This is a genomic window from Parabacteroides massiliensis, assembly GCF_900155425.1.
GTDB classification, from domain to species: Bacteria; Bacteroidota; Bacteroidia; order Bacteroidales; family Tannerellaceae; genus Parabacteroides; species Parabacteroides massiliensis.
The window spans coordinates 1,425,798-1,437,734 of record NZ_LT700189.1 but is presented as its reverse complement, the minus strand read 5'-3'; the positions used below and the strand labels follow the sequence as shown (position 1 = coordinate 1,437,734).

General features: G+C 47.6%; 8 protein-coding genes. 5 read left to right on the top strand and 3 right to left on the bottom strand.

Translation table 11 applies throughout. The features are described 5' to 3' along the window. Positions 1 to 39: 39 nt before the first annotated feature. Positions 40 to 1,248: an AraC family transcriptional regulator gene (locus BQ9893_RS06120; RefSeq protein ID WP_244155066.1), complete on the bottom strand. Its 1,209-nt coding sequence runs from the start codon at positions 1,246 to 1,248 to the stop codon at positions 40 to 42. Between the two features lie 247 nt (positions 1,249 to 1,495). On the opposite strand from BQ9893_RS06120, the gene BQ9893_RS06115 reads away from it, so the two are divergent. The 3 genes from BQ9893_RS06115 to BQ9893_RS06105 are packed head-to-tail and all read left to right on the top strand — an operon-like array spanning position 1,496 to position 6,461. Beyond that, a complete protein-coding gene (locus BQ9893_RS06115; RefSeq protein ID WP_075965191.1) occupies positions 1,496 to 4,294 on the top strand; it encodes a TonB-dependent receptor in 2,799 nt (932 codons plus the stop codon). Positions 4,295 to 4,338: 44 nt separating this feature from the next. Further along, the gene (locus BQ9893_RS06110) at positions 4,339 to 5,979 is read left to right on the top strand and encodes an Ig-like domain-containing protein (RefSeq protein ID WP_075965190.1); all 1,641 of its coding nucleotides are present in this window, start codon (positions 4,339 to 4,341) and stop codon (positions 5,977 to 5,979) included. 5 nt (positions 5,980 to 5,984) lie between these two features. Beyond that, positions 5,985 to 6,461, top strand: coding sequence for a toxin-antitoxin system YwqK family antitoxin (locus BQ9893_RS06105; protein WP_075965189.1), 477 nt, complete (start codon positions 5,985 to 5,987; stop codon positions 6,459 to 6,461). A 35-nt stretch (positions 6,462 to 6,496) separates the two neighbouring features. Here the strand turns inward: BQ9893_RS06105 and BQ9893_RS06100 are convergent, their stop codons facing one another. Beyond that, positions 6,497 to 8,374: an LTA synthase family protein gene (locus tag BQ9893_RS06100; protein WP_075965188.1), complete on the bottom strand. Its 1,878-nt coding sequence runs from the start codon at positions 8,372 to 8,374 to the stop codon at positions 6,497 to 6,499. Positions 8,375 to 8,378: 4 nt separating this feature from the next. Continuing rightward, a complete protein-coding gene (locus tag BQ9893_RS06095; RefSeq protein ID WP_075965187.1) occupies positions 8,379 to 9,992 on the bottom strand; it encodes an ABC-F family ATP-binding cassette domain-containing protein in 1,614 nt (537 codons plus the stop codon). 330 nt (positions 9,993 to 10,322) lie between these two features. On the opposite strand from BQ9893_RS06095, the gene BQ9893_RS06090 reads away from it, so the two are divergent. Together BQ9893_RS06090 and BQ9893_RS06085 are read left to right on the top strand one after the other, a co-directional pair. Next, complete coding sequence (locus tag BQ9893_RS06090; RefSeq protein ID WP_075965186.1) at positions 10,323 to 10,670, top strand: hypothetical protein; 348 nt, start codon at positions 10,323 to 10,325, stop codon at positions 10,668 to 10,670. A gap of 152 nt (positions 10,671 to 10,822) precedes the next feature. Further along, entirely contained in the window at positions 10,823 to 11,932 is a 1,110-nt protein-coding gene (locus BQ9893_RS06085; RefSeq protein ID WP_075965437.1) for an efflux RND transporter periplasmic adaptor subunit, read from the top strand. Positions 11,933 to 11,937 lie beyond the last annotated feature (5 nt).

Below are 11,937 nucleotides of genomic sequence, written 5' to 3'. Positions count from 1 at the left end.
GGATAGAGGTGTTTCTATCAGGAGACAGGGGTATTCCTATCAGAGGCGGTTCCGGAACAGAGAAGGAGTTGTTTTCATTAGTTTCATGAAATTCCGGTTATAGGTACTTGTAGACTGGAAACCGGAGGAGAAAGCGATGTCTTCGATCTTACGGTCGGCATTTTCGGGCAGTAACAGCAAGTCTGCAGAATGGCGGATACGGATGCGAAGTACATAATCCTGGACTGTCAGCCCTGTAGCGCGGCCAACGGCGGTCGATAGCTTGTGCGGGTTTGCACCGATTGCTTTGGGTAGGTCGGATATTTTGAAGTTCGGATCCAGATGGGGTTGCTCCTTCTTGAAGTAGGCTTCTATGTCTTTGAAGAGACGGTTGTTGTCGTCATCCGGTTGCAGGTAGCAGATCAATTCATCCATGTCTGCTTCAGCGGGAGGAGAAAAGAGAGTATTTTGTTCACGGATGCGAGTCCGGACATTCTGGTATGTGGAACTGAAATTCGCGTAGAAGATTCCGAAAGCAAAATAGAAGACAGCGAACAGGAAGGTCACGAAGATTTCGTGTGGCAAATGCGGATTCAAGGCGAGGCTCAGCGCACAAAGACCGATACCGGCTGCGAGGAAGAACGCGTTGGTCACCTGTCCGAGCTTGAGCCACCTGTCTTCGGGTTTCACTTCTCCCAAGAGGGAGAGGTAGATGTGCCGTTCGCGTAGGAACAGTTTCGTATAGAAGCCTAACTGGATGATATACGTCAGTAGATAGAGTGAGCGGATTAGGAAAGGCGGATTTATAACCAATGATTCCCATCCCTGATATATATAGACGGGATGATCCTTCCAGATCAAGGATGCGCCGATGTAAGCCAAGGTGAAGAGAAGGGAAGGGGCAGCGTACAGTAGGATTCGCCGCCGGGTGACATATTGCCCATTGAACAGCAGGATCAACGAAAAAGTGAACAACAGGGCTTGCGAAGAGGCGATCAGAACGACGGGAAACGAGGCGATGTCCAACACGACGGGTTGCCATTTTCTGACGGTAAGCGAGACGATGTGACCGGCAGCTACGAGGAAGGTCGCAAGTGCGAGGATGCGTCGTGCCTTCAAATAGACAGGGTTGGTCTCGATGTTTCCGTGGTTCAGGAACAGCAGGATGACACAACTGCCCAGGCATGAAGTGATGCTGGTGGCATACGCGATGATATATAAGATATGTATGTCCATTCTGCCGTTGATGCTATGTGTCTCATTCTTCACATAGCCATCTTACGATATTAATTGTTTCCAAAGATACTATAAAATAGCTTCTCGACTGTTCTTTTTTATTCAAATCTGTTATGGGGGAGGAGAGAAATGTTTTCGGTCGATGAAGGGATTATTTCTTTTTTTGTTGTAAACGGTTTGTAATAATCGTTTTTATAATGTAATCTCGTTTACATCATCCTGCAATACGTTCCGTCTACTTTTGCCAACGAATAAATGAATGTAACAAGTATTAAGAGGAATGGAAAACAAGTGTGAAACAGGAAATGTGAAGAGGTTCTTTCTTTTGTTGTTGGGAAGTTTTCTCTCACTGTCAGTCTGGGCGCAGACGGGCGTTATCTGCGGAACGGTGTCGGATGCCAAATTCAAAGATGCGCTGATCGGCGCTTCTGTCGTGATCGAAGGGACTACGGTGGGAGCGATTGCCGATGTGGAGGGAAACTTCCGTATAGAGAATGTCAAACCGGGAAAATATACGATTATCGCTTCTTATGTCTCTTATAAATCGGAAACCATCCAGGATGTCGTGGTGAAAGCACACCAGGAATCGGTGTTGAGGATCGAACTGTCCGATGCAGACCTGCAACTTCAGAACGTAGTGGTCGTGGCACAGCGGAAATTAGGAACAGAAACCGCTATAATCAATACGGTGCGGAAAAGTTTGCCGGTCGTAAGCGGCATTTCCGCCCAACAGATCAGCAAGACGCAGGATAGTGATGCTGCCGAGGTGTTGCGCCGTATTCCGGGCCTTACGATTGTGGATGATCGGTTTGTGGTGGTCCGAGGTTTGGCGCAACGATATAATAATGTATGGCTGAACAATGCGACCACTCCTTCAAGCGAGACGGACAGCCGGGCTTTCTCATTCGATGTGCTCCCTTCTTCGTTGATCGACAATATGATGGTCTATAAAAGTCCGTCAGCCAAATTGCCTGCTGATTTCTCAGGAGGATTTGTGCAAGTGATGACTAAGAATATACCGGACGGGAACACTTTCAATGTCTCTTATCAAATGGGATTCAATACAAATGCTACTTTCCAAAGTTTTCGGCTGACAGACGGGAGTTGGAAAGATTACTTTGGGTTTGGAGCCGGCGCACGGAGTCTGCCATCATCTTTCCCCTCTCATTTAGGGGATTATTCGATAGAGGAAGCCGCTGCCTTTACGCGCCGGATCAACCAGCGATGGGAGATCAATCGTTTTACGGCTATTCCGGACCAAAAGATATCGCTCACTTCGCATCGTTCGTATGATACTGGCGACTGGAAAATCGGAAATATTACGAATGTAAACTGGAGTACCGGCTACGATTATTCGGAAACGGTGAATAACAACTATATTGCCTATGATGTGGCGAACGATGTCTCACGTCCTCGCTTTGAATATAATGATGTTCGCTATAAGAATACTTCTAAGTTAGGAGCCCTGTTCAACTGGTCGTTTATGAAAGGTGGCCATAAGTATGAGTTCCGTAACTTTTTCAGTCAGCGTGGAGTTTCTGCTTTGACACAACGGGCTGGGATGAACTATTACTCCGACAAGGATATTCGCAAGTGGGAATCCCTTTATACCGGACGCACGACCTACTCAGGACAGCTCAGTGGCACACATACGTTGCAAGAGAATATCAACAAAGTAGACTGGACTGCCGGTTATGCCTTTGCATCCTATCGGGAGCCGGACCGTAAGATCGTGAATTCTATCCTCGATGAGACAAAGACAGACTTACCGAACTACTATGTCTCCGATCCGATGCGCTACTATCAAGACCTGAAGGATCACAGTGCTTCGCTTGCCGCTAATTATGAACATAAGTTTACGGTCTCCGATAAGTTCACTCCTGTGCTTAATGGGGGTGCCTACGGAGAATATAAGAACCGTACGTTTGATGCCCGCCGGTTCGGTTACAATCTGTTGGGCAAAGGATATGACCGGTATGCCGACTGGGATTATACAGGGTTGTTCTGCGATGAAAACATTTCGGCAGACCGGATATGGATGCGTGAGACGACGACAAACAGTGATTCCTATACATCCGAAAATATCTTGGGAGCAGCTTATGTCTCTGCCAAGTTGAACTACGGAGAGGCTCTGAATGCCAATATCGGTGTCCGCATGGAATACTATAACCTGAAAATGGATGGTTATAGTTCGGACGGTACGACTCCGGTCCACCTGGATAACCGGACGACCGATTTCTTCCCTTCCATCAATGTCTCTTACAACCTGTCTGCGAAACACCTTATGCGTGCTGCTTATGGTCGCTCGGTCAACCGGCCGGAGTTTCGTGAGGTAGTGCCATATGTGTATTTTAATTTCGAGCGAGATGCGAATATCGTCGGTAATACCGAATTGAAGAACGCCTATGCTGACAACCTGGAGGTACGTTATGAATTCTATCCGGCATCCGGCGAGATGATAACGGTCGGAGCTTTCTACAAACGATTTAAGGATCCGATAGAGGAAACCTATAACGAGGCGGGTTCCGGTTTGCAATATACCTATCACAATGCTAAGAATGCCGAGACGTTCGGTCTTGAGCTGGATGTGAAGAAAAAACTCGACTTTATCGGATTGAGAGGGTTGAGCCTGGTTTGCAATGCCGCCTATATCCATAGCCGTGTTCGCTTTGAGGATGGAGCGCCTGAACGTGACCGGCCGTTGGCGGGGCAATCTCCTTATCTGGTGAATGCCGGTCTGTTTTATCAACATGACGACAAAGGAATCTCAGCCTCGCTGCTTTACAACCGTATCGGGAAACGTATCGAGTCGGTCGGTGTTCCAATGCAGAACCAGAATGAAGATATTCCCGACATATATGAGATGCCTCGTAACTCTCTGGACCTGACCTTCTCGAAGAAGATAGGCAAGGTTGTCGAGATCAAGGCGGGAATCCAGGATATGCTGAACTCCAAAATCGAATACAAGCAGTTCGTGAAGCTGACGGACGAGAATGGAGGCAAGCGTGAACGGGAACAGTTGGTACGCAGCTATCGTCCGGGAGTGGATATTAATATCGGTGTTTCCCTTAAGTTTTAAAGTGAATCAGAATATATCTCTATTACAAACAAAATGTTTTTATTATGAACAGATTTCTATTGAAAAGTTTGGCCTCTGTATGTGCATTGGCCGTTATGTTTGGAACTGTATCTTGTAGTGAAGATGACAAGCCCGATGGTTCTATAGCAGTGTCGGCTGTTGCCGTAAGCCCTACGACTGCAACTGTCAAGGTGGGTGAGTCTGTGATATTGTCCGCCACGATTACTCCGGACGATGCAACAGATAAAACGATAATATGGAGTTCATCCGATGAAAAGGTGGCAACAGTAGATGCCGGTAAGGTGGTTGGGGTTGCTGAGGGTGCTGCAACGATCACCGCTACGACAAAAGACGGCAATAAGACAGCTACTTGCGCCGTGACTATTTCAAAAGATGCTCCGTCTTTCCATGAGGTGATTCTGGAGGGTGAGATCACATCCGATCTTACGTTGAATGCTGCAGATAAGAACTATCTGAAAGGTTTTGTTTATGTAAAGTCGGGGGCTACCTTGACAATCGAAGCAGGAACGATTATCAAGGGTATATCTGTTGCTCCCGGTGAAAAAGCTGCATCTTTGATTATCGAACCTGGAGCGAAGATCATGGCTGAGGGAACGGTTGACAAACCGATTGTCTTTACTTCCGATAAAGAACCGGGTAAACGTGTGACGGGAGATTGGGGAGGCTTGATTATTTGTGGCAATGCCCGTGTAAACCAAACTAAAAGACCGGTTATTGAAGGTGGACCGGGAACGGAATATGGCAATACGACCTCCGATGAATTTAACGGTGAAAGTTCAGGAAAGTTGAAATATGTCCGCATTGAGTTTGCCGGCTATCCTTTGGAACCGGACAAAGAGATCAACGGTCTGACATTCGGAGGAGTCGGTAGCGGTACGGAAGTGGAATTCATACAGGTGTCTTATTCCAATGACGATTCGTATGAATGGTTCGGAGGAACGGTCAATGCCAAACACCTGGTGGCATACAAGGGTTGGGACGATGATTTCGATACCGATTATGGCTATACCGGTAACTTGCAGTTCTTGTTGAGCGTACGTGACAAGGATATCGCCGATACTTCCGACTCTAACGGTTTCGAATCCGATAATGACGGAAGTGGTTCTTCCAACACTCCGCTTACGAAACCTGTCTTTTCAAACGTGACCTTGATCGGTCCGTTCTACGGAAAAGTATCCGATATGACACAAGCCGAGGTTGAAGCAAAGACAGCCGATGCCGCCAATGGTGCTAAAGGAGGTAAATTTCAAGCAGCTATGCACTTACGCCGTAATTCGAGCCTGAACGTCTATAACTCTGTATTCACAGGATGGCCTTACGGACTTCGTGCAACGGATAAGAAAGGTACGGCTAACGACGGTATCGCCGTGAAGAATGTAATCTTTGCCGGTATGTGGAAGAATTTCTATGATGATGAAAAGGTTAGCGAGAACTTCTTCAACCGCGCCGGCAACAATACGATTTTGGCAACAACCAACGAGATTATCTCAAAAGATGGCGATTATTCTTCTGTCGTTGCTTCTGTCGTACAAGGTGCCGAATTTGTTGATGAAGTTTTGAACAACGGATTCTTCGAAAAAGTAACCTACAAAGGAGCTTTTGACGGAACGAACGATTGGACAGCAGGTTGGACAAACTGGGATCCGCAGAACACTGAATATTAAAAAGGATGATAAAGAGATTATTATTAACATCGACATTGTTGGCAAGTTCTGCCCTGGTGATCCAGGCGCAGGACTTGTTCCTTAGCGAAGGCCAGTATTATACGGACAAGTCTCAAACAACTCCTTACACCGGCCGTTATACCGAGTTTTATGATGACGGTATGTTGAAGATGGAGCTTTTCCTCAAAGACGGCCGTCCCGAAGGAACTTATGTGATTTATTATCCTGACGGTAAGATTGCGGAAGTCCGTTCTTACTATCATGGCATCTTTCATGGAGAGTGGCGTACTTATAACGAAGCCGGACAACTGACAGGTATCGCTTCCTATAAAGAGGGGCTGAAAGACGGTCCTTGGCGGGTGTGGAACGATAAAGGCGTTCTCCGCTTCGAGATGTTTTATACCAAAGGAAGAAAAAGTGGTGTTTGGCGTACCTGGGATGATGATGGCACACTGTTGACGGAAGAGAAACAAGAGGAATAGGCGTGAGTCGCTATTGCAGAGAGTAATAGGAAAGGTTATCGGTTCCCTAAATCGTCGTACAGGGTTTGCAGGAGCGCCTTTCCTTTGCGGAGTCGCAGGTCACTGCCTTCGCGAGGCGTTTCGATCAGCGGTTTGTTCCCTTCGTTGTCATAGACGGAGATACCGGTGCTGTCGATAAACCCGAACCCGTTGGAATAAGTATAGAAAGCATATTCCGGATAATCGGGGCTTAGGATGTTCCGGCTGAAAGTGAATGCGTCGTGATCGATTCCTAACTGGTTCAACAAGGTGGCGGCAAGATCCGTCTGGTTGGCTAATTTGTCAATCACGACAGGTTCTTTCACCGCACCGCCGATCCAGAGCATCGGAATATGGTAGCGGCGAGGTTCATAGTTGACCACATCTTTCGGGTAAGGATATCCGTGGTCGGAAACAAAAATGACCAGTGTATTCTCCCATACCGGCAGCTCTTTCAGTTTGTCAATAAAGTTGCCGATACAACTGTCCGTGAAAGCAACCGAGTTCGGATACAGCCCCATTTCGTCTAACCGGTGGTAGGGTACTTCAAATGGCTCATGGCTGCTTAACGTCAGGAAGGTACTGAGCCAGGGTGCTTGGTTGTCCCGGTTTTTGATGTCTTCATACAGGTGGCGGAACGTCACATCGTCGTTCGCTCCCCATTTACTCAGGCGGCTGGTAAGAGGAAAATCACGGTCAGCCGTGATCCGGCTGTAACCGGAACTGAAGAAATAACTCTGCATATTAGTGAAGTTGATGTCTCCGCCATACAGCATGTCGGCAACATATCCTTCGTTTGTCAGGCTCTTGGCAATGGAAGGGAGCGTTTGGCTTTTTGCCGGATACTTCATGATGGAAGTAGTCGGCTGAGCCAGATATCCGTTCAGCACCGAAACGATTCCTCTGTCTGTTCGGAACGAATTGGCATACATGTTTGTGAAAAGTACTCCTTCCCGGCTCAACCGGTTCAGGTTAGGCGTAATGACGGAATCTCCGCCTACCGCTCCGATCGCGTTTGCCGAGAAACTTTCCATCAGGATAATCAATATATTCGGACGAGAGGTATTGAGAAGGGCTTGCGGAGGCTCTTGCCGTGAATCTGCATCTGTGGGGTTTGTCCCTTTGCCACTCCGTATCGGGTACGGGGACAAGGTTCCCATTATTTCCTTTCTTTCCTCCTCCGGGAAGAAATTGAATTGTGATGCAAAATCCTGTTGCTTGCTAAGTGAAGCAATCAGGCTGAAGCAAGGATTGATTGCCGAATGGTTGAGGAACTGGTTTTGGCTGAAATAGACCATCCCCACGTTTGCCGTCGAAGTCGTTACCCCTCCTCGTATCGGGATGAAGAGTATTCCTCCCGCCAGGATAATGATAAGACTTCCTACTAACCGTTTCCGTACCGGTGTTTTAGGAAAGAGCGGTACGATAAACCTCTTCAACGCCCCGTATATCCCGAAAGCATATACGGCAAACATCAGCAACTGGGCAAAGAACTGTCCCACCGGTACGCTTGCCATCGCATCGGCGGGTGATTGAAGATAGAAGAAAAGCGTCGCATCCAGCCTGAATCCCCAATAGCCGTATAAAGCCACATCCACGGAGAAGATCGCTGCGATCAATGTTGCCATGATCCCGAAATATCCTTTCAGCAGTTTCCTGTAAAAAGTTCCCGGCAACCAAACCGAAACCAACGTCATCAGCAAAGGTAACGCCGTCAGATAGCCCGCCATCGTGCAGTCCAACAACAACCCGTGTGTAATTACCTTCAGGTAATCGATTAGCGAGCATCCGCTCGCTAAGGTCTGATGGTACAACATAAACACAGGCTTCTGGATCGCCAGTAGCGGCAGCCACAAGCAATATAGGGCAAGGAGGAAGAGGATTCTTTTCTTCATTACATTATTTGTAAAGCTTTTCTCTCAGTTCGGCAACCATCGGATCGGTAATATAATCGTCATATTCCATCATCCGGTCGATTATGCCGTTCGGAGTCAGCTCGATGATGCGGTTGGCAACCGTCTGGATGAACTCGTGGTCATGGCTGGAGAACAGGATGTTTCCTTTGAATGACTGCAACGTGTTGTTGAATGCCTGAATGGATTCCAGGTCCAGGTGGTTGGTCGGCGTGTCGAGGATGATGCAGTTGGCATCTGTCAACATCATGCGGGAGATCATGCAACGCATCTTCTCTCCTCCGGAAAGTACGCTCACTTTCTTCAACAGTTCTTCGCCGGAAAACAGCATACGTCCGAGGAAGCCTTTCAGGAAGACTTCGTTCGTGTCGGGCGAGAACTGGCTCAGCCAGTCGATCAGGTTGTAATCCGAGTTGAAATACTTGGAGTTGTCGAGCGGCAGATAGGTTGTCGTGATGGTTTGTCCCCACTGATACGTTCCGGCATCGGCCTTTTCTTCTCCGTTGATGATCTGGAAAAGAGCGGTCATCGCACGCGGATCGTGACTGATGAATACGATCTTGTCGTCTTTCTCCACGTTGAAGTTCAGATCCCGGAACAGGACTTTTCCGTCGATGGACTTCGTCAGCCCTTTTACTTCCAATATCTGGTTGCCCGGTTCGCGGTTCGGTGTGAACAGGATACCCGGATAACGTCGTGAAGAAGGCTTGATCTCTTCGATGTTCAGTTTCTCCAACATCTTCTTGCGGCTGGTCGTCTGTTTGGACTTCGCTACGTTGGCGCTGAAACGGCGAATGAACTCTTCCAATTCTTTCTTCTTTTCTTCCGCTTTCTTATTCTGGTTCTGTTGCTGGCGGAGTGCTAACTGGCTGGATTCGTACCAGAAGCTGTAGTTGCCGGCGAACATCTGCAGTTTGCCGAAATCGATATCTACCGTATGCGTACAGACAGAGTCGAGGAAGTGACGGTCGTGGCTGACAACCAACACGGTGTGTTCGAAGTTAGCCAGATAGTTTTCAAGCCACATAACGGTTTCGAGGTCGAGGTCGTTGGTCGGCTCGTCCAGCAACAAGTTGTCGGGTTGTCCGAAGAGGGCACGTGCCAGCAGGACACGTACTTTCTGCTTACCGCTCATGTCTTTCATCAGCGTGTAGTGGAATTCTTCCGCGATACCCAAGCCGCTCAACAGGGCGGCAGCGTCGCTTTCGGCATTCCAACCTTCCATCTCGGCGAACTTCTCTTCCAGTTCCGATACGCGGATACCGTCGGCATCGTTGAAATCGGGCTTTGCATACAGGGCGTTTTTCTCGCTCATCACCTCCCAAAGGGTCGTGTGCCCCATCAACACCGTGTCCATTACGGTATATTCGTCGAATGCGAAGTGATCCTGGCTCAATACGGAAAGACGTTCACCCGGTCCTAAAGACACGCTTCCGCGTGTAGGGTCCAGCTGTTTGCTGATAACACGTAGAAATGTTGATTTACCGGCACCGTTGGCTCCGATGATACCGTAGCAATTGCCCGGTGTGAACTTCATATTGACATCCTGGAACAGGATACGTTTTCCGAACTGTACGTCCAGATTGTTAACCGTTATCATATCTTATATACCTAATTAATTTGCGATTGAGTTTGCAAAGGTACAAAAAATATCGAAATGATCTTGAGCTACAGTGAAAGTCTTGGCAAGACGAAGCCGTCTGACTGTTTGGTGAGCGGGCCGCCTCCGGAACCGAATGGGCAGCCATGCAAGCCATCGCTGCCCAGATAAAAAACTCTTTTCATATTATGTGTGTTATGGTGATGTAAATTAAGATATAAAAAAGTTTGTGTTTCAAGTGAATTTCAGCTAAATATCCGGTAAACGAGACGGATTTATATCTCGATAACGGAAATAAATAAATATCTTTGCAGGCAAAATTTTGGACAAGTGAGCGTGTTTCGCAATTCCATATTGAAATATCTGTTAGTGGTGCTTTTTATCAGCTACTACACAGGAAGTGTTGCCTTTACCCACGTCCACCATTTTCCTACCTACACGATTATCCACTCACATCCCTATCTGCCCGGACAGGACGGGCAACCCCAGCATACCCATAGTACTGCGGCTTTCGAGACGATCAATCTGCTGAATGATATTGTCCTGGAAGATACTCCTGTTTTTATATTGGGTATTGTTTGGGTCCTGCTTGCTACATTTCTGTTACAACGCGATTATACATTTGTTCTTCGGGTCATCCGTAGCAGAAATCTGCGTGCTCCTCCTGCATTCATATAATAGAAGTATACGGACGTATTTCTTTACGTCCTTCCTCGTGTCTGAAAGTTTCACCGTTGAAACGATTAAGAAGATGCGAAAAATATAAAAAAGCTTCCTGTGCTTTGCGAAAGATGCAGGGAGCATTGCCAAACACTATAAATACATATTATATGAAACGAATATTGTTACTATTGCTTCCGGCAATGGTATTGGGTGCTTGTCATGCCAACAAACAGGATGACGAGGTGTCTGTCACTGTCACTTTAAAAGGAGATACCATACAAATCGGTGCGAACTCGCCGATCCTGTCCCGTCTGAAAACGGAGAAAGTCGTACGTGAACCCTATTGTATGGAGTTCAGTACATCCGGGGTTGTAAAGGCGATTCCGGCTAACTATGCGGAGATCGCTTCTCCGTTTGCCGGACGTATCAGCAAGTCATTCGTCCGCCTCGGACAGAAAGTGGTACCGGGCAGCCCGGTTTTCGAGATCAGTTCCCCTTCGTTTTTCGAGACAGGAAAAGCTTACTACCAGGCAAAACAGGAGATGGAGTTGGCTTTGAAGAGCCTGAAGCGCGAGAAAGACTTGATCCGGAACCGGGTCGGTGTTCAGAAGGAGCTGGAAGAGGCTGAGGTGAATTATGAATTGAAGAAGAAAGACTATGAAAATGCCGAAGCTGCTTTGAAAGTTTTCCTGATCAATCCGGACGAACTGGTATTGGGACAGCCGCTTGTCGTCCGTTCCCCGATAGCAGGAGAGATCGTAAAGGATAATATTGTGATCGGTCAATATATGAAAGAAGATGCTGATCCGGTTGCGGTTATTGCCGACCTGAATAAAGTATGGGTGGCAGCTCATGTGAAGGAGAAGGATATGAACCTGGTGCAGGCACTCGACGATGTGGAGATCCGTCTGGTTGCCCTGCCAGAACAGCCGTTTACTGGAAAAATTTATCATATCAGCGAAATGCTGGACGAAGATACGCGTTCGGTGGAGGTGCTGATCGAATGCGACAACAGTGCGCGACTGATGAAACCTGCCATGTACGGCACGGTAAAGTTGAGCGATAAGGCCGCCGAGGTAATCCGTATTCCGACATCCGCGATTCTGCAGGAAGAAGATGACTGCTACGTGCTTGTTGCGCTGGGCAATAATAATTACCGGAAACAAAAGATCTCGACAGGTATTAACGATGGGAAGAAAACCGTTGTACAGTCGGGTTTGGCTCCCGGAGAGGAGATTGTCGTCGCCGGAGCTTTTTACTTAATTGATGTACGGTAAACGCT

What these genes read in the sequence shown, in the direction of transcription:
- BQ9893_RS06115 (WP_075965191.1), top strand. Translation starts at nt 1,496, where the DNA reads ATGGAAAACAAGTGTGAAACAGGAAATGTGAAGAGGTTCTTTCTTTTG.
- BQ9893_RS06110 (WP_075965190.1), top strand. Translation starts at nt 4,339, where the DNA reads ATGAACAGATTTCTATTGAAAAGTTTGGCCTCTGTATGTGCATTGGCC.
- BQ9893_RS06105 (WP_075965189.1), top strand. Translation starts at nt 5,985, where the DNA reads ATGATAAAGAGATTATTATTAACATCGACATTGTTGGCAAGTTCTGCC.
- BQ9893_RS06100 (WP_075965188.1), bottom strand. Translation starts at nt 8,374, where the DNA reads ATGAAGAAAAGAATCCTCTTCCTCCTTGCCCTATATTGCTTGTGGCTG.
- BQ9893_RS06095 (WP_075965187.1), bottom strand. Translation starts at nt 9,992, where the DNA reads ATGATAACGGTTAACAATCTGGACGTACAGTTCGGAAAACGTATCCTG.
- BQ9893_RS06085 (WP_075965437.1), top strand. Translation starts at nt 10,823, where the DNA reads ATGAAACGAATATTGTTACTATTGCTTCCGGCAATGGTATTGGGTGCT.